This is a genomic window from Saccharothrix violaceirubra (assembly GCF_014203755.1).
In the GTDB taxonomy this organism is placed as follows: Bacteria; Actinomycetota; Actinomycetes; order Mycobacteriales; family Pseudonocardiaceae; genus Actinosynnema; species Actinosynnema violaceirubrum.
In genome coordinates, this window is the sequence record NZ_JACHJS010000001.1 from 216665 (window position 1) to 238307 (window position 21643).

The window sequence follows — 21643 nt, forward strand, 5'->3', positions numbered from 1 at the left end:
TCACAGTGAATCACCGGGACCGCCGGTCTCCACCGGCTCCCGCAACGCCTCCGAGTAGCTGTAGAAGAAGCCGATCAGGTAGGTCGCCGCGTCGCCCGGGTTGTCGAAGCTGCCGGAGAACCGCCTTTCGCCCCGGAACGACCAGAACACCACGAAGTAGTCGCCCTCCCGCACCAGGCACAGTGCACCGTCCACTTCGGAGCCGATCGAGTACGCCGACGGTGCCAGCCCAAGGAACCGTGCGACGCTCGCCGCGGACCCGTAAGCCTGCTCGACCTCGGCCGCCAGACCCGGCTCGACGTCCTCGGCCGTCCCGCCCTGGTACTGCCGGGTCACCAACGACGTGGCACGGGCGAGCAGCGCCGTCGGCAGCCGCGTGGTCCCCGAGTAGCGCACGTGCCGGATGTGCGCGAGGAAGTTGTTGTCCGGCGCGATGTCGTAGTGCTCCAGGTAGTGGGTGACCGACTCCGACCACACCCAGCGGCCGTCGGTCAGGTAGGTCATCGGCACGCGCTGCTCGCGTTCCGGGTGCATCAGGTCGGGGGCGTGCCCCCGACCCGCCAGCACCACGACGCCGCCGCGCAGGAAGCCGAGCAGGAGCTGCTTCTCGTCGGCGTTCACCGGCTGGCGGTGGAACACCGGCGTGTCGCCCTCGACCACCGCGTCGAACGTGCGTGCCGACGTCAGGTCGGACGAGAGCGCGGGCTGCCACGGGTCGAGCCTGCCCGTCCCGGCGCCGACCTCCAGGTCGAGCAGTTCCGCCGCCGCGCGCACCAGCCAGTCCGGCGTGTCGCCCAGGGCACGCGGGAAACGCAGCAGTTCCTGCCGTGCGTACCCGAAGTCCGGCTCGTCGTGGGGGCGGAAGTAGAACGGGCGCCACGGCGGTTCCGTCTTCCGGTCGTAGGCCACCCGGGGCGTGCCGTCACGCTCGACCACGTAGTCCGCGCGGTACCAGGCACCGGACGGGCCGTAGGTGGCCGTGCGCAGCCGGGTGAAGCCCTGGCCCACCATCGGCCGCGGCGACCAGTGCACGACGCCGGCGGTGGTCGTCGCGGACGCGGTGAGCAACTGCCAGGCACCCAGCGCCCACACCTCGACGTCGATCCTGGTCCAGCCTTCGGGTGCGTCCTCGGCGAGCGCCCGCGTGATCTCGTCGAGGTACCGGCCCTCGGCCTCGGACACGTCCGGCACCGGGTACGCGGGCGGCAGGTACAGGAACGGCGCCGGCTGGTAGTCCGGCGCCGGCAGCACCTCGTACCGCACCTGGAACAGGCTTGCGCACTCCGTCACGGGCACGACCTCGACCGCGTCGGGTGCGTACGTGTCCCCGGCATGCCGCCAGCCGCCCGGCACCACGGCCGCGGTGCCGTCGTCCCGGACCTCCACCAGCGTGGCGAACCGGTTACCGACCCGCACTCCGGGTCGGAGCTGGAACGACGACTCAGCCCCGTTGTGGAGCAGGGTCGTCGCGTCCTCGTCGGCCACCACGACGACCTCGCCGAACGGTCCGACCAGGTACTCCGCGACCGGGTACAGCCGGTCGGCCCAGACGACGTACCCGGTCGGGTCCGTCCGCTCGGGGAAGATCGCCTTCACTGCCGGGTTCCTTCGTTCAGGGCGTCCATTTCGGCGCGGAACTCGAAGCCGGGGTTCTCGACCGGCGGCAGGAACCGCGTCCCGTGCACGCGGTACCGGCCGTACTCGTCGAGCCTCAGGGTGATCAGCATGGGGAAGGCCCGCAGGACGTGCGCCGCCGGGAACCCCTCGTCGAACAGCAGCAGACCCCGCCGCTCCGGCGGCAGCGACCGCAGGCCGTTGCGATGCCGGGTGATGTCGACGTGCAGGCCGTGCCGGTGGTGGCCCTCGTAGAGGTGCTCGACGACGGTGCGGGATTTCGAGTCCTGGGCGACCTGCGGGCAGCCGGGTGCCGGCGTCCCGAGCAGGGCGACCTCGATGGCGGTGTGGAACAGGACGAAGTCGTCGTCGCCCTCGACGCCCGGGAAGTCCTCGTCGACCGGCGGGATGGGGCCGTGCGCCGGGAAACCGTTCGCGAAGACGTCGTCCGGCTCGCGGGGATCACGGCGGAACAGCGCCTTCTCCGGGCGGAGGTAGGCCGCTTCGAGCCTGATGGAGATCATGCCGGACGCTCCGGTGTGCCAGGGCGCCCGGTTCGCGCGCCGATGAAGTTCGGGTTCTCGATCGCGGGCTGGAATTTCGTGCCGACCTCTTTCAGGAGGCCGTCCGGACCCTTCCGGTAGGTCACGTGCACCGGGAACACCCGTGCGACGTACTTGAAGTCGATCCCACCGGGGAACACCACTTCGCTTTCCTGGTGATTCGACGTGGTGTCGCCGGCCATCCGGCGCGTGGCGTCGACGTCGATGCCGTGCGGATGATAAGCCTCGTAAACGTATTCGAGGCGCACCTCGAAGCCCTCTTCCTCTCCTCCCGAGATCAACTCGGCGTCCTTCTGGGAATCGCGGGCGACCAGGTCCTCCAGGCTCTTGGTGAACGAGGTGAAGCCCGAGTTCCTCGTGGCACCGAGCACGTGCGCGTCGATGTTCAAGTCGGTCCCGTGCGGCAGCAGGCCGCCGTCGGCGATGACCTTGGCGAACGAACGCCCGTCCCGGCGGTACACCGCGTTCTCCGGTGCGGTCCAGTCCGGTTGGTCGCGCCAGACCGGCCGCACCCCGTGGTTGTCCGCCGCGAGTCCCTCGGCGATGGTGTCCCGGCCCATCGCGGGGGCGTCGTGCATGCCCTGCGTCGGAAGGGTGACGCTCAGCGGCAGGTGGTCGGGCAGCGGCAGGTCCGGGTCGAAGTCGGGGAACGGCACGGAGGACGACCCGCGCATCTCGACGTACACGGCCAGCTTGTCCAGGTAGAGCTCGTCGATCGGGACCGGGCGCGGCGGCAGCTGGACGAACCGGCCGTCGGAGGCGACCACGCTGGAGGTGTTCTCCTCGCGTGCGGTGGCCTCGTCGACCCCGCGTTCGGCCATGTAGTGCCGGACTGCCTGGTCGCGTAGGGCGATCTCCGCCTTCGACAGGTCCCCGGTCAGCTGTTGCTGCCGGGTGTGGACCCATTCGAGCCCGTCGTCGGTGACCTTCCTCGGTGTGCCGGCCGGGGTGACCCGGGCCGGTTCGGCCGCGACCGGAGCCGTGGGCTGGTTCCACTGCCGTGCCGTGTTCGCGGGGTCGGGCCGGCCGGCCTGAGGTTGTGGGTGGGTCGGCTGTTGTGGTTGCCCGTGGAACGGCTGTGGTTGTCGGAACTGCTGTTGCCCGTCAGGCGGTTGTGGCGCGAGAGGTTGCCGCGGCGGCGGTGCGGGGTCCGGTGCGCGGAACGGTTGCCTCTGGGGAGGTTGCTGCACCGGTGGCCGGTGGCGGCCCTGCGGGAAGGCCGGTTGCCCGTGCCCCTGTCGCGGGTCCGGCGTCCACCCCCGACCCGGAGGCGGCTGCCGGTTGCCCTGCGGGTACGTGGCCTGCTGCGGCGAGGGCCGGGGTGGCTGCCGACGGTTGTCGTGGCGGTCCTGGCCGGGACGGGCCTGGTGGCCGCGGCCGTCGGGCGGGGACAGGGGGCGGTACGACGACTGTCCGGCGTTCGGATCGGGACGCCGGTTGGCCGGTGACGGGACCTGCTGCCCGGTGTTCGGGGCTGTGCCGCCTCCGGACATCCCGTGCGCACGGCCCTGGCCGAAGCCGCGAGCGGGGTCGAAGCCTTGGCCCGGATTCGTCCTGTACGCGGGGTTGTGGGCCTGGTTCGTGCCGTGGCCGGGGTTGTGGGTTCGGCTCGGATTCGTGCCGTAGCCCTGGTCGTGGTGCCGGGCCGGGCCGGGGCCGAAGCCGGTGTCGGGTGCGCCGCCGGTGCGCGGGCCGAAGCCCGGCGGTGGTGCGAAGCCGGAGTCGTGGCCGGGAGGCGGACCGATGCGGGGACCGGGAGGCGGACCGATGCGGGGACCGGACCCGAAACCGGGGTGACCGGTGGGGGCGGGCAGGGCGCGCGGATCGGGACCGTGGTTCCACCCCGCCGGGTTCTGCCAGTCCTGGTCGTGCCACGGCGGCCTGTTCTGGTGCCGGTCCGCTCCCTGGTGGGGCATCGGCTGGAACGCGTTGGGGGCGTTGTGGGTGCCGTTGCCCCACACGGGCATGAACGGTTCGCCACGTCGCCAGGCTCGGGGTTTGTCGTCGGGCACCTTGTCGCCCCAGGTGGGGGTGTGGCCCGGTGGCGTCGGTTCGCCGTGCGGGGTCGAGGTGCCGTCGGGGCGGAACGTGGACCACGCGCCGTCGGGCGGCCAGCCCGGGGTGAAGTCGCCCGCCCGGTGGTCGAACGAGGCCGACGAGGCGAACACGTTGCCCGACTCGTCGACCCAGGCGTCCCGGTTCGGTGCCACGACGTCGACGCCGAGTTCCCGGGCGAGCCGGGCCGCGAACCCGTCCCCGTTCGCCCCGGTCTGGCAGGACACGAGGCGGATGGGCTTGGTCCCGTCCCAGTCGCCGCTCGACCTGATGATCGCGGCGAGCTGCTCCGGGGTCAGGTCGTGCTCGCCGACGCGCACCCGGCCGGAACTGCCGTGCAGGTCGACGGTGTACCGGTCGGGGTCGGGTGCCACCTGCTGCGCGGAGCGCTTCACGGACAGGTTGGCGTTGTCGTACAAGGAAAGTCCGGCCGGGCTGAACGACACCGCCCGCGACAGGTGCCCGAGTCCGTCGGGCAGCGGGACCGGGCGGTTCAACCGCTTGATCTCGTCGAGGAACGCCTGCGCCTTGGCCTCGGCGGACAGCGGCGCCTCGGTGGGCACCGCGTTCCGGGCGGGACGCGCGTCGACCTCGGGCGGCTGCCACGGCCGCCCCGGCTCGCCGCGGTGCTCGGCCGTCGAGGGCCGGGTCGCACCGGGCAGAGCGGTGTCGGGACGGGTGGGTTGCCGCTGCGCGGCGTCGGGTTGCGCGGCCCGGTGCGACGCGGCGTCGGGCCGGGTTCGCGGTGCCGCGTCGGAGTGGGCCGCCGGTGGTCCGTCGGGTCCGATGCCCGGTGTCGCGGGCCGGTTCCCGGGGACGGGCCGTGCGGGCGGCGGCGTGCCGGGTCGGGCGTTCGCCGGCAACCCGGTCGACGCCGGACGCGGGCCGGTGTCGGTCCTGGCGGGCAAGGCGTTCGGGCCGGGACGGGCGGCGTTCGGCGCGGTCCGGTGTCCGGCTGCCGGGGGAGTGTGTGCCGGAGCGGTGCGTCCGGGTGCGTCGGGCGTCGCGGGCCCGGGGCGGCCGGTCGGGGTCGGCGGGCCCGTCGGGGGCATGGGCCGCGGTGCCGGCGTGGACAGCGGACGGGGCGGGTGTGCGTGGTCGGGTGGGACCGGCCGCATGCCCGGTTGGCCACCCGGGGTGGGTCCGCCGGTCGGTGTGCCGTGCCCGGTCGGTTGACCGGTCGTCGGGGTGATCGGGGGCGCGGTCGCCGTGCTGCCCTGGGCGCGGGTCTCGTGCCGTGCGTCCGGCTGGGCGTGACCCGACGGCGAGGAGTGCGCACTGTTCGGTGTCGTGCCGGTGGACTGCGGACCGGGCGTCGTGCCGGGAGTGTGGGGACCCGCCGGTGGCGCCGCGTGCTGGGCGTGCGTGCTCGGCTGCTGGGGCGGCGCGGAGGGCGGTGCCTGTGGTGTCGCGGTGTGCGCCGCCGCCGCGGACGACGTCGCCTGTTGAGCCGGCGGGTGCGGGCTCGCCTGAGCCGGCGGCGTCGCCTGGTGGGCCGGTGCCGGCGAGCTCGCCTGGTGGGCCGGGGCGTGCGGCGTGGAGGTGGGCGACGCCGCCTGCTGTGCCGGGGCGTGCGAACCGGCCTGCGGTGCCGTGGTGGGCGGTGTCGGACCGGCCTGGTGCGCCGGAGCCTGCGTGTGGCTGCCCGGTGACGCGGACGTCGGCCCGGTCGGCACGCCCCGGTTGGGCGTCGACGCCCCCGGTTGCGCCGCACCGGGGGAAGCCTGGCCCGGGGGAGCCGAGCGCTCCGACGCGCGATCCTGGGGCGGCCCCGAGGGCGCGACGGTCGAGGTCGACGGCGGCGCGACCCCTCCGGGCATCCCGGCGGACCGGTCGGGCGCGGTGAACGCCGACGCGGCCGTCCGGGTGGGCCCGTCCGCCTCCTGCGCCGACGACCCCGGCTGTCCCGGCGTCCCGGGAAGCGACGGCGTGGGCACGTCGGCGGTCGGCGCCGCGTAGGAGGCCGAGGTCGTGTCGGACGGGCGTACCGGCCGCGGCACGTCCGCAGTGGACGACGACGCGGGCGACGCCGACAAGTCCGGTGTGGACGAAAGGTCCGGCACGTCGACCCGCATGCCGTCCAGGTGCGCCTTGGTACCGCCCACCGCGCCGCCGACACCGCCCGACACCGTGCCCTGCACGACGTCCTCGAGCTTGAGCCCCTCCTCGCTCATCAGCCCTTCGGCCACCGACGACAGCCCACCGGTCACGGCCTCCTCGCCGGCGTTGCGCGCCACCGACTTGGCCAGGCCGTCACCGACACCGTCGCCGAGGGCCTTCCCCATGCCCTCGGCGACGCCCGCGCCGATGACGCCGGAGATCGCACCCGACTTGGCCGCGTCCAGCGTCAGCTTCGTGTCGACGGACTCGCGCGTGCCCTTCATGATCTGGAACGCCTGCACGCCCAGGTCGGTCGCGACCGACGTCACGACCTCCATGCCGACGTTCATCGCGATCCGCCCGATCAGCCGCCGTCCCATGTTCTGCATCAGGGACTGCACGAGCCTGCGGTAGATCATCTGCACGGCCGCGCGCGTGGCCAGCTGCGCCGGGACGATGCCCGCGGTGGACGCGCCGAACGTGGCGACGGCCGACGCGATCATGATCGCGATCTGGATGGCCAGCAGCGCGATCGCCACGTACGTCGAGAGCTTGGCGTACTCGATCTGCATCGCGCAGTTCCGGCACGCCTTGGCCAGCTCCTCCGAGACGTGCTTCATCTTCGGCAGGGTGGCGTCCTCACCCTGTGAGACCTTGGCCCAGTACTCCTCGAACGCCTTGGCCGCGGCACCGTCCATGTGGGACATGGCCTGCTTGGCGGCGGCGTCCGCGTCGCGCAACGTCGTCTCGATGTCCTGTGCCGAGCGTTCCCACGCGTCGGCGAGCAGGGCCACCTTCGTCTCGTCGCCCTCGGGCCAGTCGCCGCCGGCGATCCACGCGAGCCAGTGCAGCTCGGCGGGCAGTTCCATGCCCATCAGGCGTCCAGGCCGTCGAGTGCGGCGGCGTTGCCCCCGTCGAGGGTCCGCATGGACTCGGCCTGGTCGACCAGGTTCTTCGCGATCGCCTGGAGCGCCTCGGCGATCTTGTGCATGGCCTCTTCCATGTTCCCGGACGCCGGCACGTAGTCCTTGGCGAACGCCTGGCCGGACTCGTCGCCGCCCCAGCACGCGCCCTGGGCCTGCAACGCCCGCGTGAGCGCCTCGGCCCGTTCGACCATGTCCTCGCCGACGTGACCGAGCTTCTCGGCACTCGCGACGACCTGGTCGACCTCGATCCTGGTCAGGCCGGTCACCAGCGGTCACCCCGCTTGAGGATCGAGCCGTCGCCGAAGTCCTCGTCCGGTTCGTCCGACCGCACGACGGGCCGGCGCGCGGGAGCGTCGTCGCGCAGCACGGAACCGCCGTACTCCTCGGCGGCGGGCACGGGTTCGTCGCGGCTCGCGACCCGGAACATGTCCCGCAGGGACGGTGCGCCGGGTACGAGGTCGGGCAGGTCGACCATGGTCTCGTCGGAGGTGAGCGGCGTCATCCGGGCGCTCACGCGTTCCCGCACGCCACCCGCCGCCTCGCGGACCACCTGCGTGATCACCCGCGCGAGCTGTTCGGGCGTCGTCCGCTCGAACGCGCGCGACGACAGGTCGAGCCGGTCGAGCAGCCCGGTGGAGTCGACCCGCGCCGTCACGGTGCCGTCGGCCGACGACGCCTCGCCCGCCATGCCCGCGATCTCCTCCTGCGCCTCGCGCAGCCCGTCGGTGCGTTCGCGGAGGTCGCGCATGAGGCCGTCGACGGTGTCGCGGAGCCGCGCGTTGCGTGCGGCCAGGGCGTCGGTGTCGTCCCAGTCGGACATCAACGGTCGGTACCTCCGTGCTCACTCAGGGGAATGGCCTGGAACGTAACGAGGTTTTCCGCACCTGTACGGCGAACGGCCGGATTCGCGCAGTGGCCTGCGTCATTCCCCCGGCGGTGACGGGAACCGGACCGGGTGACACCCGGTCGCGTGGATCTGGGCGAATCCGGCGCCGCGGAACGGTGTCGTGCGCGGCCTCCGCGCCGGCTCGTCCGATCTTGCGAACGCCCTGCCAGGGCACCCCGCATCCGTTTTGACCCTTGGGATCGGGGAGGGGTATCTTTGGTACTCGTGCCCGACCCATGTCGGGCCGCTCCGCGTGCCTACGCGCCAGTTGTGCTGGACAGCCGGCCGCGGTGACCTCCACTCGCAGGGGCGTCCTGGGTCGTCGCCTGCGGACCTGGGAGAGCGGGCGACACGCCCGACCTCGGGTGCAGAGAGGGACCAGGTAAACAGTGCCCGAAGGTCGGTCGACCGGCGGGTACTCCACAGGAAGAAGCAGTCGGCGAATGCCAACGATCCAGCAGTTGGTCCGCAAGGGCCGGCAGGACAAGGTCGCGAAGCAGAAGACCGCGGCCCTCAAGGGCAGCCCGCAGCGGCGCGGCGTGTGCACCCGCGTCTACACGACCACGCCCAAGAAGCCGAACTCGGCGCTCCGCAAGGTCGCCCGCGTGAAGCTGACGAGCGGCATCGAGGTCACCGCGTACATCCCGGGTGAGGGCCACAACCTCCAGGAGCACTCGATGGTGCTCGTGCGCGGCGGTCGTGTGAAGGACCTCCCCGGTGTCCGGTACAAGATCATTCGCGGTTCGCTCGACACGCAGGGCGTGAAGAACCGCAAGCAGGCTCGCAGCCGCTACGGCGCGAAGAAGGAGAAGAGCTGATGCCCCGCAAGGGACCGGCCCCGAAGCGGCCGCTGATCTCCGACCCGGTCTACAGCTCTCCGCTGGTGACCCAGCTCATCAACAAGGTGCTGGTCGACGGCAAGCGCTCCGTGGCCGAGCGGATCGTGTACGGCGCCCTTGAGGGCGCCCGCGAGAAGACCGGCACCGACCCGGTCGTCACGCTCAAGCGTGCGCTCGACAACGTGAAGCCCGCCCTCGAGGTCAAGAGCCGCCGCGTCGGTGGTGCGACCTACCAGGTGCCCGTCGAGGTGAAGCCCGGTCGCTCGACCACGCTCGCCCTGCGCTGGCTGATCACCTTCTCCCGGCAGCGCCGTGAGAAGACCATGATCGAGCGCCTGATGAACGAGCTGCTCGACGCGAGCAACGGCCTGGGCGCGAGCGTCAAGCGCCGCGAGGACACGCACAAGATGGCCGAGTCGAACAAGGCCTTCGCCCACTACCGCTGGTGACGTGGTGCCGGGTGGTCCGCCCCGAGCGGACCGCCCGGCCCTCCCAGCCCTAGTGAGCCTGCCACCAGAGCTCAAGACAGGGGAAGACACCCGTGGCACAGGACGTGCTCACCGACCTGGCCAAGGTCCGCAACATCGGGATCATGGCCCACATCGACGCGGGCAAGACCACGACGACCGAGCGGATCCTGTTCTACACCGGGATCAGCTACAAGATCGGCGAGGTCCACGACGGCGCGGCCGTGATGGACTGGATGGAGCAGGAGCAGGAGCGCGGCATCACGATCACGTCGGCCGCGACGACCTGCTTCTGGAAGAACCACCAGATCAACATCATCGACACGCCCGGCCACGTCGACTTCACCGTCGAGGTCGAGCGCAACCTGCGCGTGCTCGACGGTGCCGTTGCCGTCTTCGACGGCAAGGAGGGCGTCGAGCCCCAGTCCGAGCAGGTCTGGCGCCAGGCCACCAAGTACGACGTCCCGCGCATCTGCTTCGTCAACAAGATGGACAAGCTCGGCGCGGACTTCTACTTCACGGTGAAGACGATCTCCGACCGCCTGGGCGCGAAGCCGCTGCCGATCCAGATCCCGATCGGGTCGGAGAGCGACTTCATCGGCGTCGTCGACCTGGTCGAGATGCGTGCGCTGACCTGGCGTGGCGAGGTCCAGAAGGGCGAGGACTACGCCATCGAGGAGATCCCCGCGGACCTCCTGGACAAGGCGCAGGAGTACCGCGAGGCGCTGGTCGAGGCCGTGGCCGAGACCGACGACGAGCTGATGGAGTCCTACCTCGCGGGCGAGGAGATCACCGTCGCCCAGATCAAGGCGGGCATCCGCAAGATCGTGGCCGAGGGCTCCGCGTACCCGGTGCTGTGCGGTTCCGCGTTCAAGAACAAGGGCGTGCAGCCCATGCTCGACGCGGTCATCGACTACCTGCCGGCACCGCTGGACCTCCCGCCGGTCGAGGGCACGCTGCAGGACGGCGAGACGCCGGCCTTCCGCAAGCCGTCCACCGACGAGCCGTTCTCCGCGCTGGCGTTCAAGATCGCCGTGCACCCGTTCTTCGGCAAGCTGACCTACATCCGGGTCTACTCCGGCCGGGTCGCGACCTCGACGCAGGTCATCAACTCCACGAAGGACCGCAAGGAGCGCATCGGGAAGATCTTCCAGATGCACTCCAACAAGGAGAACCCGGTCGACGAGGCCATCGCGGGCCACATCTACGCCGTGATCGGTCTGAAGGACACCACGACCGGTGAGACCCTGTCGGACCCGCAGCACCCCATCGTGCTGGAGTCGATGACCTTCCCCGAGCCGGTCATCGAGGTGGCGATCGAGCCCAAGACGAAGGCCGACCAGGAGAAGCTGGGCACCGCGATCCAGAAGCTGGCCGAGGAGGACCCGACCTTCCGGGTCAAGCTCGACCAGGAGACCGGCCAGACCATCATCGCCGGCATGGGCGAGCTCCACCTGGACATCCTGGTGGACCGCATGCGCCGCGAGTTCAAGGTCGAGGCCAACATCGGCAAGCCGCAGGTGGCGTACCGGGAGACCATCCGCCGCAAGGTGGAGAAGTACTCCTACACCCACAAGAAGCAGACCGGTGGCTCCGGCCAGTTCGCGAAGGTCCTCATCGACCTGGAGCCGCTGGAGAAGCAGGAAGACGGCGCGCTCTACGAGTTCGTCAACGCCGTCACCGGCGGTCGCGTCCCGCGCGAGTACATCCCGTCGGTCGACGCCGGTGCGCAGGACGCCATGCAGTACGGCGTGCTCGCGGGCTACCCGCTCGTCGGCATCAAGGTGACGCTGCTCGACGGCGCCTACCACGAGGTCGACTCGTCGGAAATGGCCTTCAAGATCGCCGGTTCGATGGCGCTCAAGGAAGCCGCCCGCAAGGCCGACCCGGCTCTGCTGGAGCCGCTCATGGCGGTCGAGGTCACCACGCCCGAGGAGTACATGGGCGACGTGATCGGCGACTTGAACTCCCGCCGTGGCCAGATCCAGGCCATGGAGGAGCGCAGCGGTACCCGTGTCGTCAAGGCGCTGGTCCCGCTGTCGGAGATGTTCGGGTACGTGGGCGACCTGCGGTCGAAGACCCAGGGTCGCGCCAACTACTCGATGACGTTCGACTCCTACGCCGAAGTTCCCACGAACGTGGCCAAGGAGATCATCGCGAAGGCGACGGGCGAGTAACCCGGACCGGAGCACCGCAGCACCACGCGGGCTCCCCGGGTTGTGAGTCCCTGGGGTCCGCAAAACCCTGACGTGACGCCCGGCGGGCAAGGCAATCCACCCGCCGGGCACAGCAATAGAAGTCCAGGAGGACAATCCAGTGGCGAAGGCGAAGTTCGAGCGGACGAAGCCGCACGTCAACATCGGCACCATCGGTCACATCGACCACGGCAAGACGACGCTGACCGCGGCGATCTCCAAGGTCCTGCACGACAAGTACCCGGACCTCAACCCCTTCACGCCGTTCGACCAGATCGACAAGGCGCCGGAGGAGAAGCAGCGCGGCATCACGATCTCGATCGCGCACATCGAGTACCAGACCGACAAGCGCCACTACGCGCATGTCGACTGCCCCGGTCACGCCGACTACATCAAGAACATGATCACCGGTGCGGCGCAGATGGACGGCGCCATCCTGGTGGTCGCGGCGACCGACGGCCCGATGCCGCAGACCAAGGAGCACGTCCTCCTGGCCCGCCAGGTCGGCGTCCCCTACATCGTGGTGGCCCTGAACAAGGCCGACATGGTGGACGACGAGGAGATCCTGGAGCTCGTCGAGCTCGAGGTCCGCGAGCTGCTCTCCGAGTACGAGTTCCCGGGCGACGACCTGCCGGTCGTGCGCGTCTCGGCGCTGAAGGCGCTCGAGGGCGACGCCGAGTGGGGCGAGAAGCTCATCGGCCTCATGGACGCCGTGGACGAGAACATCCCGGAGCCGGAGCGCGAGGTCGACCGCCCGTTCCTGATGCCGGTCGAGGACGTCTTCACGATCACCGGTCGTGGCACCGTCGTGACCGGTCGTATCGAGCGCGGCATCGTCAAGGTCAACGAAGAGGTCGAGATCGTCGGCATCAAGGAGACCTCGAAGAAGACCACGGTCACCTCGATCGAGATGTTCAAGAAGTTCCTCGACGAGGGCCAGGCCGGCGACAACGCCGCCCTGCTGCTGCGCGGCGTGAAGCGCGAGGAGGTGGAGCGCGGCATGGTGATCGTGAAGCCGGGCACCACGACCCCGCACACCGAGTTCGACGCGCAGGTCTACATCCTGTCGAAGGACGAGGGTGGCCGCCACACGCCGTTCTTCAACAACTACCGTCCGCAGTTCTACTTCCGGACGACCGACGTGACCGGCGTCGTGACCCTCCCCGAGGGCACCGAGATGGTCATGCCGGGCGACACCACGACCATGGCCGTGAAGCTGATCCAGCCGATCGCCATGGACGAGGGCCTGCGGTTCGCCATCCGCGAGGGTGGCCGCACCGTCGGCGCCGGCTCGGTCACCAAGATCATCAAGTGACCCGGCGCTAGAACTCCACCCCCGATTTGGCCCCGCGCACGTCGTGTGCGACCATTGACGGGTTGCTCGTCGGGGCGGCCGGATTCATCGAATACGGCCGCCCCGTCACGAGCGGGGTTATCAGTACGACAATCCCACAGGTTTCATCAGTGGGACCGGTCTGAGCAGAGGGCGCGACACGCCCGACCGCGTGGACCGGGCACCGTGACACCGCGCAGGTGTCAGTCCTGAATAGGGGGCGGAGCGCGCCGGAGGTCCCGTGACCTCGTGAAAGGTGCCCGCGCCGCAGCGGTACTAGAAGCAGAGGAACGGCAAGCCATCATGGCGGGACAGAAGATCCGCATCCGGCTCAAGGCCTACGACCACGAGGCGATCGACGCGTCCGCGCGCAAGATCGTCGAGACCGTGACGCGCACCGGCGCTCGGGTCGTCGGGCCTGTGCCGCTGCCCACTGAGAAGAACGTGTACTGCGTCATCCGCTCGCCGCACAAGTACAAGGACTCGCGCGAGCACTTCGAGATGCGCACGCACAAGCGCCTGATCGACATCCTCGACCCGACGCCGAAGACGGTGGACGCGCTCATGCGCATCGACCTGCCGGCGAGCGTCGACGTCAACATCCAGTAAGCGTGGACGCGGCAGTGTTGATCCCATTTGGGGCGGAGAGTAACGAGAACCATGTCTGACAGGCAGGTCAAGGGCCTCCTGGGCACCAAGCTCGGCATGACGCAGGTCTTCGACGAGAACAACCGGATCGTCCCGGTGACCGTCGTCAAGGCCGAGCCGAACGTGGTCACCCAGATTCGGACCCAGGAGAACGACGGCTACTCGGCAGTCCAGTTGGCCTTCGGCGCGATCGACCCGCGCAAGGTCAACAAGCCCGTCGCGGGCCACTTCGCCAAGGCGGGCGTCACGCCCCGTCGACACCTGGCGGAGCTGCGCACCACGGACGCCTCCGAGTACCAGGTCGGCCAGGAGATCACCGCAGAGGTGTTCGAGGCCGGCGCGGTTGTCGACATCGTCGGCACCTCCAAGGGCAAGGGCACCGCGGGTGTCATGAAGCGCCACGGCTTCGCCGGTCTCGGCTCGAGCCACGGCACCCAGCGCAAGCACCGCTCGCCGGGTTCCATCGGCGGCTGCGCCACGCCCGGCCGCGTGTTCAAGGGTCTGCGCATGGCGGGCCGCATGGGCCACGCGCGCGTGACCACCCAGAACCTCAAGGTGCACAAGGTCGACGTCGAGTCCGGCCTGCTGCTCATCAAGGGCGCGGTGCCCGGTCCCAAGGGCGGCACCGTGTTCATCAAGACCGCTGCGAAGGGTGGTGCCTGATCATGACGTCGGTCGAGATCCGCACCCCGGACGGCAAGAGCGACGGTTCCGTCGAGCTGCCCTCCGCCATCTTCGACGCCAAGGCGAACATCGCGCTGCTGCACCAGGTCGTCGTGGCCCAGCAGGCCGCCGCGCGCCAGGGCACGCACAAGGTGAAGACCCGCGGCGAGGTGTCCGGTGGCGGTAAGAAGCCGTACCGCCAGAAGGGCACCGGCCGCGCCCGCCAGGGCTCGACCCGTGCGCCGCAGTTCGCCGGCGGTGGCGTCGTGCACGGCCCCGTGCCGCGCGACTACAGCCAGCGCACCCCCAAGAAGATGAAGGCCGCCGCCCTGCGTGGCGCCCTCTCCGACCGGGCGCGTGCCGGCCAGGTCCACGTCGTGAGCGAGTTTCTCGCGGGTGACGCCACCCCGTCGACGAAGACCGCCCGCAAGATCCTGGACTCGGTCACCGAGGCTCGCCGGGTGCTGGTCGTGCTGCTGGAGAGCGAAGAGGCGTCGTGGGTCAGCCTGCGCAACCTCCCGCACGTGCACCTGATCACGCCGGGTCAGCTGAACACCTACGACGTGCTCGTCAACGACGACGTGGTGTTCACGAAGGACGCTCTGGACGTGTTCCTCGCGAGCAAGGCCCAGCAGGGCAAGGGCTCGGCCGAGGCGGTCGCCGGTTCGTCCGAAGTGGAGGACGACAAGTGATCCCCGACCACCGGGACATCCTGCTCGCGCCGGTCATCTCCGAGAAGTCCTACGGGCTGCTCGAGGAGAACAAGTACACCTTCGTGGTGGCTCCCGGCTCGAACAAGACCCAGATCAAGATTGCCGTGGAGAAGGTCTTCGGCGTCAAGGTCGTCAGCGTCAACACGATCAACCGTCAGGGCAAGCGCAAGCGGACCAAGACGGGCTACGGCAAGCGCAAGGACACCAAGCGCGCCATCGTGACGCTGTCCGCCGAGAGCAAGCCGATCGAGATCTTCGGCGGCCCGGCCGCCTGATGACGACGAGGACTGCGTAGAGATGGGCATTCGCAAGTACAAGCCGACGACCCCGGGTCGTCGCGGTGCGAGCGTCTCCGACTTCGCCGAGATCACTCGGTCGACGCCGGAGAAGTCGCTGATCCGTCCGCTGCACGGCCGCGGTGGCCGCAACGCGTCGGGCAAGATCACGACGCGGCACAAGGGCGGCGGCCACAAGCGGGCCTACCGTCTGATCGACTTCCGCCGCACCGACAAGGACGGCATCCCGGCCAAGGTCGCGCACATCGAGTACGACCCCAACCGGACCGCGCGCATCGCGCTGCTGCACTACGTCGACGGCGAGAAGCGCTACATCATCGCCCCGGCGAAGCTCCAGCAGGGCGACGTCGTGGAGAACGGCCCCAAGGCCGACATCAAGCCGGGCAACAACCTGCCGCTGCGCAACATCCCGGTCGGCACGGTCGTGCACGCGATCGAGCTGCGCCCCGGTGGCGGCGCCAAGATCGCCCGGTCGGCCGGTGCGAGCGTCCAGCTCGTCGCCAAGGACGGCCCGTACGCCCAGCTGCGGATGCCTTCGGGCGAGGTCCGCAACGTGGACGTGCGCTGCCGCGCCACGGTCGGCGAGGTCGGCAACGCGGAGCACCAGAACATCAACTGGGGCAAGGCCGGCCGCATGCGCTGGAAGGGCAAGAAGCCCACGGTGCGTGGTGTCGCCATGAACCCGGTCGACCACCCGCACGGTGGTGGTGAGGGCAAGACCTCCGGTGGTCGCCACCCGGTGAACCCGGCCGGTAAGCCCGAAGGCCGTACCCGCCGCCGCAAGGCAAGCGACAGGCTCATCGTCCGGCGTCGTCGCACCGGCAAGAAGCGCTGAGCAGGGAGGGAGTGAAGGATGCCACGCAGCCTTAAGAAGGGCCCCTTCGTGGACGACCACCTGCTCAAGAAGGTGGACGTCCTCAACGAGTCGGGCAAGAAGACCGTCATCAAGACCTGGTCCCGCCGGTCGACGATCATCCCCGACATGTTGGGCCACACGATCGCGGTGCACGACGGCCGCAAGCACGTGCCGGTGTTCGTGACGGAGTCGATGGTCGGGCACAAGCTCGGCGAGTTCGCGCCGACGCGCACCTTCAAGGGCCACATCAAGGACGACCGGAAGTCGCGCCGCCGCTAGGCGACGAACTAGAGGAAGAGCAAGGGGAAGCAGCGATGAACGCCCGTAACGACGCCACCGCGCAGGAGTTCCCGCGCGCCGTGGCTCGGGCTCGCTACGTCCGCGACACGCCGATGAAGGTGCGCCGCGTCGTCGAGCTCATCAGGGGTCGTAGCGCCAGCGAGGCCCTGGCCGTGCTCCAGTTCGCTCCGCAGGCGGCAAGCGAGCCGGTCCGCAAGGTGCTCGCGAGCGCCGTGGCCAACGCCGAGAACAACCTGTCCCTGGACCCCGACACCCTGTGGGTGTCGAAGGTCTACGTGGACGAGGGTCCGACCCTCAAGCGGTTCCGCCCGCGCGCCCAGGGCCGCGCCTACCGGATCCGCAAGCGGACGAGCCACATCACCGTCGAGGTGGAGAGCCGTCCCAAGAAGACCAGCGCGAAGGGGAGTGCTCGGTAGTGGGTCAGAAGATCAACCCGCACGGCTTCCGGCTGGGGATCACCACCGACTGGAAGTCCCGCTGGTACGCCGACAAGCAGTACGCCGAGTACGTGGCCGAGGACGTCAAGATCCGCAAGCTGCTCTCGCGCGGCATGGAGCGTGCCGGCATCTCCAAGGTGGAGATCGAGCGCACCCGTGACCGGGTCCGCGTCGACATCCACACCGCCCGGCCGGGCATCGTCATCGGTCGCCGCGGCGCCGAGGCGGACCGCATCCGCGGCGAGCTGGAGAAGCTCACCAAGAAGCAGGTCCAGCTCAACATCCTCGAGGTGAAGAGCCCGGAGTCGGACGCGCAGCTCGTGGCGCAGGGCGTCGCCGAGCAGCTGTCCAACCGCGTGGCGTTCCGCCGCGCGATGCGCAAGGCGATCCAGTCGGCCATGCGCTCGCCGCAGGTCAAGGGCATCCGCGTGCAGTGCGGCGGCCGTCTCGGCGGCGCCGAGATGTCCCGCTCCGAGCACTACCGCGACGGTCGGGTCCCGCTGCACACGCTGCGCGCGGACATCGACTACGGCTTCTTCGAGGCCCGCACCACCTTCGGCCGCATCGGCGTGAAGGTGTGGATCTACAAGGGCGACATCGTCGGTGGCCTCAGCGCCAAGCGCGAGCGTGACGCGGCCCCGGCCGCCGACCGCGCGCCGCGTCGTGACCGCGGCGACCGCCCGAACCGGGCGCGTCGTTCGGGCGCCAGCGGCACCACCGCCACCAGCACCGAGGCCGGCCGCGCCGCCGCCGACGCGCAGGCGGACGCTCCGGCAGCAGAGAAGACGGAGGGCTGAGTCTTGCTGATCCCGCGCAGGCTCAAGCACCGCAAGCAGCACCACCCCGGTCGGTCCGGTGCTGCCAAGGGCGGTACGCGTGTCACGTTCGGCGAGTTCGGCATCCAGGCGCTGGAGCCGGCCTACGTGACCAACCGGCAGATCGAGTCCGCCCGTATCGCCATCACGCGGCACATCCGCCGTGGTGGCAAGGTCTGGATCAACATCTTCCCGGACCGCCCGCTCACCAAGAAGCCCGCCGAGACCCGCATGGGTTCCGGTAAGGGTTCGCCGGAGTGGTGGGTGGCCAACGTCAAGCCGGGTCGGGTGCTCTTCGAGATGAGCTTCCCGAACGAGGCTGTGGCCCGCGAGGCGCTTCGTCGCGCGATCCACAAGCTCCCGATGAAGTGCCGCATCGTTACGCGTGAGGGTGGTGATTTCTGATGGCAGCGGGTACCGCCGCTTCCGAGCTGCGCGAGCTGACCGAAGAGGAGCTGGTGCTGCGTCTGCGGGAAGCGAAGGAGGAGCTCTTCAACCTCCGCTTCCAGATGGCCACCGGTCAGCTCGACAACAACCGTCGCCTGCGCACGGTCCGGCACGAGATCGCCCGGATCTACACCGTGATGCGGGAACGGGAGCTGGGTCTCTCCGCTTCCCCGGACGGTTCCACTGGTGAGGGTGCGGCATGAGCGAGAACAACGAAGTGACGACGACCGAGGTCCGCGGCGAGCGCAAGGTCCGCGAGGGCCTCGTCGTGTCCGACAAGATGGACAAGACGATCGTGGTCGCGGTCGAGGACCGCAAGAAGCACCGCCGGTACTCCAAGGTCATGCGCTCCACCACCAAGGTGAAGGCGCACGACGAGCAGAACGCCGCCGGCATCGGCGACCGCGTGCTGCTGATGGAGACCCGGCCGCTGTCCGCCACCAAGCGCTGGCGGCTCGTCGAGATCCTCGAGAAGGCCAAGTAAGTCCCTCCGGGGATTCGGGCACAGTAGACAGACCGAGCCCGTCGGGTCGGAAATCCGGCGGGCCAGGAATGGTCAGGAGTAGGTAAGTGATCCAGCAGGAGTCGCGGCTCCGCGTCGCCGACAACACCGGTGCGAAGGAAATCCTTTGCATCCGTGTTCTCGGCGGCTCCGGCCGCCGCTACGCGGGCATCGGGGACATCATCGTCGCCACGGTGAAGCAGGCCATCCCCGGCGCCGGTGTGAAGAAGGGTGACGTCGTCAAGGCGGTCGTCGTCCGCACCGTCAAGGAGAAGCGCCGTCCCGACGGCTCTTACATCCGGTTCGACGAGAACGCCGCCGTGCTCATCAAGAACGACAACGAGCCGCGTGGCACCCGCATCTTCGGCCCGGTCGGCCGCGAGCTGCGCGACAAGAAGTTCATGAAGATCATCTCGTTGGCGCCGGAGGTGCTCTGACCATGAAGGTGAAGAAGGGCGACACGGTCGTCGTCATCGCCGGCAAGGACAAGGGCGCCCGGGGCAAGGTCATCCAGGCCTACCCGACGCAGAACCGGGTCCTGGTCGAGGGCGTCAACCGGATCAAGAAGCACACCCGGATCACGCAGACCCAGCGCGGCGCACAGTCGGGCGGCATCGTGACCCAGGAAGCGCCCATCCACGTGTCGAACGTGATGGTGGTCGACTCCGACGGCAAGCCGTCCCGCGTGGGCTACCGGACGAACGACGAGGGCAAGCGGGTCCGCATTTCCCGTCGTAACGGGAAGGACATCTGATGACCACCGCAGAGAAGACCACCCCGCGGCTCAAGACCCGCTACCGCGAGGAGATCGTGGCCGAGCTGCGCAAGCAGTTCGAGTACGCGAACGTGATGCAGATCCCCGGCGTCGTGAAGGTCGTCGTCAACATGGGCGTCGGCGACGCCGCCCGTGACGGCAAGCTGATCGAAGGCGCCGTCCGGGACCTCTCGATCATCACCGGCCAGCGTCCCGAGGTCCGCAAGGCCCGCAAGTCCATCGCGCAGTTCAAGCTCCGCGAGGGCATGCCGATCGGTGCGCGCGTGACGCTGCGCGGCGACCGCATGTGGGAGTTCCTGGACCGGCTGCTGAACATCGCACTGCCCCGTATCCGCGACTTCCGCGGCCTGTCGGGCAAGCAGTTCGACGGCAACGGCAACTACACGTTCGGTCTGAACGAGCAGTCGATGTTCCACGAGATCGACCCGGACGCCATCGACCGCCCGCGCGGCATGGACATCACGGTCGTCACCACCGCCACCAACGACGAGGAGGGCCGGGCGCTGCTCAAGCACCTGGGCTTCCCCTTCCGGGAGAACTGAGATGGCCAAGAAGGCTCTGATCAACAAGGCCGCGGCCAAGCCGAAGTTCAAGGTGCGGGGCTACACCCGGTGCCAGCGCTGCGGCCGACCGCACTCGGTGTTCCGCAAGTTCGGCCTGTGCCGGATCTGCCTCCGCGAGATGGCCCACCGGGGCGAGCTGCCCGGCGTGAGCAAGTCCAGCTGGTAAGTCCGGCTCGGCGGCAGGTTTTTTCGAAATCCACTTCGCTGTAGGCCCCGCCACGACCAGTCCGCTCCGGACTCGGACCCTGGCCGGCGAACCGCAGCGAGAAAGGTTGACCAGGTCACCATGACGATGACCGACCCGATCGCAGACATGCTCACCCGTCTGCGCAACGCGAATTCGGCGTACCACGACAAGGTCGTGATGCCGCACTCGAAGCTGAAGGCGAACATCGCCGAGATCCTCAAGCGCGAGGGCTACATCGCGAGCTACCGCGACGAGGACGGCGACGTCGCCAAGCAGCTCGTGATCGAGCTGAAGTACGGCCCGAACCGTGAGCGCAGCATCGCGGGTCTGCGCCGGGTGTCCAAGCCCGGTCTGCGCGTTTACGCGAAGTCGACCAACCTGCCGAAGGTTCTCGGCGGTCTTGGCGTCGCGATCATCTCGACCTCCGGCGGTCTGCTGACCGACCGTCAGGCGAACAAGCAGGGCGTGGGCGGCGAAGTCCTCGCCTACGTCTGGTAACGGAAGGGGGACAACAGCATGTCGCGCATCGGAAAGCTGCCGATCACCGTCCCCTCCGGGGTCGACGTCAAGATCGAGGGCCAGGAGGTGAGCATCAAGGGTCCGAAGGGCACCTTGGAGCTGACCATCGCCGAGCCGATCTTCCTGGAGCGGGCCGAGGACGGCACGCTCGAGGTCAAGCGCCCGAACGACGAGCGTCGCAGCCGCTCGCTGCACGGCCTGTCGCGCACCCTGGTGCAGAACATGGTCGTCGGCGTGACCCAGGGCTACGAGAAGAAGATGGAAATCCACGGCGTCGGCTACCGCGTCGCGCTGAAGGGTTCCGACCTGGAATTCGCGCTGGGTTACAGCCACCCGGTGAAGGTCGAGGCCCCGGAGGGCATCACCTTCGCGGTGGAGACCCCGACCCGGTTCTCGGTCTCCGGCATCGACAAGCAGCTCGTCGGCGAGATCGCCGCGAACATCCGCAAGCTGCGCAAGCCCGACCCGTACAAGGGCAAGGGCGTGCGTTACGCGGGCGAGAAGATCCGCCGCAAGGTCGGAAAGACGGGTAAGTGACATGAGCGAGACCGCAACGAAGCGCAAGCCGGTGGGCACGGACATCTCGACCACCCGACGCATCGCCAAGACCCGCCGTCACTTCCGGCTCCGCAAGAAGGTCAGCGGTACGCCGGCACGCCCGCGTCTGGTCGTGCACCGGTCGTCGAAGCACATCACCGTGCAGATCATCGACGACCTGGCGGGCCACACCCTGGCCGCCGCCTCCTCGGTCGAGGCGGACGTCCGTGCGGTGGACGGCGACAAGAAGGCGAAGGCCGCCAAGGTCGGTCAGCTCGCCGCCGCCCGTGCCAAGGACGCCGGGATCAGCAAGGTCGTGTTCGACCGCGGCGGCAACGCCTACCACGGTCGGATCGCGGCTCTGGCGGACGCGGCCCGCGAGGCCGGGCTGGAGTTCTGACAAATGA

At 69.6% G+C, this 21643-nt stretch carries 27 protein-coding genes; 22 read left to right on the forward strand and 5 right to left on the reverse strand.

The annotated features are described in order from the left end of the window. From F4559_RS01170 to F4559_RS01190, 5 genes are read right to left on the reverse strand one after another with little or no spacing between them, the layout of a single operon-like run. On the reverse strand, positions 1 to 1596 hold the full coding sequence (locus F4559_RS01170) for a hypothetical protein (protein WP_184665738.1): 1596 nt from the start codon (positions 1594 to 1596) through the stop codon (positions 1 to 3). Continuing rightward, a complete protein-coding gene (locus tag F4559_RS01175; RefSeq protein WP_184665739.1) occupies positions 1593 to 2138 on the reverse strand; it encodes a hypothetical protein in 546 nt (181 codons plus the stop codon). Before F4559_RS01175 ends, F4559_RS01170 begins: the two co-directional genes overlap by 4 nt. Then, the gene (locus F4559_RS01180) at positions 2135 to 7207 is read right to left on the reverse strand and encodes a WXG100-like domain-containing protein (RefSeq protein WP_184665740.1); all 5073 of its coding nucleotides are present in this window, start codon (positions 7205 to 7207) and stop codon (positions 2135 to 2137) included. Before F4559_RS01180 ends, F4559_RS01175 begins: the two co-directional genes overlap by 4 nt. Further along, entirely contained in the window at positions 7207 to 7524 is a 318-nt protein-coding gene (locus F4559_RS01185; protein ID WP_184665741.1) for a WXG100 family type VII secretion target, read from the reverse strand. The genes F4559_RS01180 and F4559_RS01185 overlap by 1 nt, the downstream gene beginning before the upstream one ends. Beyond that, positions 7521 to 8078 (reverse strand): YbaB/EbfC family nucleoid-associated protein, encoded by a 558-nt coding sequence (locus F4559_RS01190; RefSeq protein WP_184665742.1) that lies wholly within the window; start codon positions 8076 to 8078, stop codon positions 7521 to 7523. The genes F4559_RS01185 and F4559_RS01190 overlap by 4 nt, the downstream gene beginning before the upstream one ends. Before the next feature lie 509 nt (positions 8079 to 8587). Here F4559_RS01190 and rpsL point away from each other — a divergent pair. The 22 genes from rpsL to rplR all read left to right on the forward strand — a co-directional run bounded on the left by rpsL (position 8588) and on the right by rplR (position 21636). Further along, on the forward strand, positions 8588 to 8962 hold the full coding sequence (gene rpsL, locus F4559_RS01195) for a 30S ribosomal protein S12 (RefSeq protein WP_030473471.1): 375 nt from the start codon (positions 8588 to 8590) through the stop codon (positions 8960 to 8962). After that, positions 8962 to 9432: a 30S ribosomal protein S7 gene (gene rpsG / locus F4559_RS01200; protein ID WP_073885923.1), complete on the forward strand. Its 471-nt coding sequence runs from the start codon at positions 8962 to 8964 to the stop codon at positions 9430 to 9432. The genes rpsL and rpsG overlap by 1 nt, the downstream gene beginning before the upstream one ends. Positions 9433 to 9524: 92 nt before the next feature. After that, positions 9525 to 11627, forward strand: a complete 2103-nt coding sequence (gene fusA, locus F4559_RS01205; protein WP_184665743.1) for an elongation factor G — start codon at positions 9525 to 9527, stop codon at positions 11625 to 11627. A 139-nt stretch (positions 11628 to 11766) separates the two neighbouring features. Continuing rightward, positions 11767 to 12960: an elongation factor Tu gene (gene tuf / locus F4559_RS01210; RefSeq protein WP_184665744.1), complete on the forward strand. Its 1194-nt coding sequence runs from the start codon at positions 11767 to 11769 to the stop codon at positions 12958 to 12960. A gap of 321 nt (positions 12961 to 13281) precedes the next feature. After that, the gene (gene rpsJ, locus F4559_RS01215) at positions 13282 to 13587 is read left to right on the forward strand and encodes a 30S ribosomal protein S10 (RefSeq protein ID WP_003938093.1); all 306 of its coding nucleotides are present in this window, start codon (positions 13282 to 13284) and stop codon (positions 13585 to 13587) included. 51 nt (positions 13588 to 13638) lie between these two features. Beyond that, on the forward strand, positions 13639 to 14289 hold the full coding sequence (rplC, locus tag F4559_RS01220; RefSeq protein WP_184665745.1) for a 50S ribosomal protein L3: 651 nt from the start codon (positions 13639 to 13641) through the stop codon (positions 14287 to 14289). 2 nt (positions 14290 to 14291) lie between these two features. After that, complete coding sequence (gene rplD / locus F4559_RS01225) at positions 14292 to 14981, forward strand: 50S ribosomal protein L4 (protein ID WP_184665746.1); 690 nt, start codon at positions 14292 to 14294, stop codon at positions 14979 to 14981. Next, positions 14978 to 15277, forward strand: coding sequence for a 50S ribosomal protein L23 (rplW, locus tag F4559_RS01230; protein ID WP_184665747.1), 300 nt, complete (start codon positions 14978 to 14980; stop codon positions 15275 to 15277). The genes rplD and rplW overlap by 4 nt, the downstream gene beginning before the upstream one ends. A 22-nt stretch (positions 15278 to 15299) precedes the next feature. Further along, positions 15300 to 16133: a 50S ribosomal protein L2 gene (rplB, locus tag F4559_RS01235; protein ID WP_184665748.1), complete on the forward strand. Its 834-nt coding sequence runs from the start codon at positions 15300 to 15302 to the stop codon at positions 16131 to 16133. An 18-nt stretch (positions 16134 to 16151) separates the two neighbouring features. Further along, positions 16152 to 16433, forward strand: coding sequence for a 30S ribosomal protein S19 (rpsS, locus tag F4559_RS01240; RefSeq protein WP_121009855.1), 282 nt, complete (start codon positions 16152 to 16154; stop codon positions 16431 to 16433). Between the two features lie 35 nt (positions 16434 to 16468). After that, complete coding sequence (gene rplV, locus F4559_RS01245) at positions 16469 to 16870, forward strand: 50S ribosomal protein L22 (protein ID WP_184665749.1); 402 nt, start codon at positions 16469 to 16471, stop codon at positions 16868 to 16870. Further along, positions 16870 to 17688 carry a 30S ribosomal protein S3 gene (gene rpsC, locus F4559_RS01250; protein ID WP_184665750.1) on the forward strand — a complete coding sequence of 273 codons (819 nt, stop codon included), beginning with the start codon at positions 16870 to 16872 and terminating at the stop codon, positions 17686 to 17688. The genes rplV and rpsC overlap by 1 nt, the downstream gene beginning before the upstream one ends. 3 nt (positions 17689 to 17691) lie before the next feature. After that, positions 17692 to 18111: a 50S ribosomal protein L16 gene (gene rplP, locus F4559_RS01255; protein WP_184665751.1), complete on the forward strand. Its 420-nt coding sequence runs from the start codon at positions 17692 to 17694 to the stop codon at positions 18109 to 18111. Further along, positions 18111 to 18356: a 50S ribosomal protein L29 gene (gene rpmC / locus F4559_RS01260; protein WP_184665752.1), complete on the forward strand. Its 246-nt coding sequence runs from the start codon at positions 18111 to 18113 to the stop codon at positions 18354 to 18356. The genes rplP and rpmC overlap by 1 nt, the downstream gene beginning before the upstream one ends. Beyond that, entirely contained in the window at positions 18353 to 18637 is a 285-nt protein-coding gene (rpsQ, locus tag F4559_RS01265; protein ID WP_184665753.1) for a 30S ribosomal protein S17, read from the forward strand. The genes rpmC and rpsQ overlap by 4 nt, the downstream gene beginning before the upstream one ends. An 86-nt stretch (positions 18638 to 18723) precedes the next feature. Further along, entirely contained in the window at positions 18724 to 19092 is a 369-nt protein-coding gene (gene rplN, locus F4559_RS01270; protein WP_015805282.1) for a 50S ribosomal protein L14, read from the forward strand. Between the two features lie 2 nt (positions 19093 to 19094). Further along, on the forward strand, positions 19095 to 19409 hold the full coding sequence (gene rplX, locus F4559_RS01275; protein ID WP_184665754.1) for a 50S ribosomal protein L24: 315 nt from the start codon (positions 19095 to 19097) through the stop codon (positions 19407 to 19409). After that, on the forward strand, positions 19409 to 19972 hold the full coding sequence (rplE, locus tag F4559_RS01280; RefSeq protein WP_184665755.1) for a 50S ribosomal protein L5: 564 nt from the start codon (positions 19409 to 19411) through the stop codon (positions 19970 to 19972). Before rplX ends, rplE begins: the two co-directional genes overlap by 1 nt. A 1-nt stretch (position 19973) precedes the next feature. Then, positions 19974 to 20159, forward strand: coding sequence for a type Z 30S ribosomal protein S14 (locus tag F4559_RS01285; protein WP_053715226.1), 186 nt, complete (start codon positions 19974 to 19976; stop codon positions 20157 to 20159). 120 nt (positions 20160 to 20279) lie between these two features. Continuing rightward, positions 20280 to 20678 carry a 30S ribosomal protein S8 gene (gene rpsH / locus F4559_RS01290; RefSeq protein WP_184665756.1) on the forward strand — a complete coding sequence of 133 codons (399 nt, stop codon included), beginning with the start codon at positions 20280 to 20282 and terminating at the stop codon, positions 20676 to 20678. A gap of 18 nt (positions 20679 to 20696) precedes the next feature. Beyond that, the gene (gene rplF / locus F4559_RS01295) at positions 20697 to 21236 is read left to right on the forward strand and encodes a 50S ribosomal protein L6 (RefSeq protein ID WP_184665757.1); all 540 of its coding nucleotides are present in this window, start codon (positions 20697 to 20699) and stop codon (positions 21234 to 21236) included. A 1-nt stretch (position 21237) separates the two neighbouring features. Continuing rightward, on the forward strand, positions 21238 to 21636 hold the full coding sequence (gene rplR, locus F4559_RS01300; protein ID WP_221447110.1) for a 50S ribosomal protein L18: 399 nt from the start codon (positions 21238 to 21240) through the stop codon (positions 21634 to 21636). The last annotated feature ends 7 nt before the right edge of the window (positions 21637 to 21643 follow it).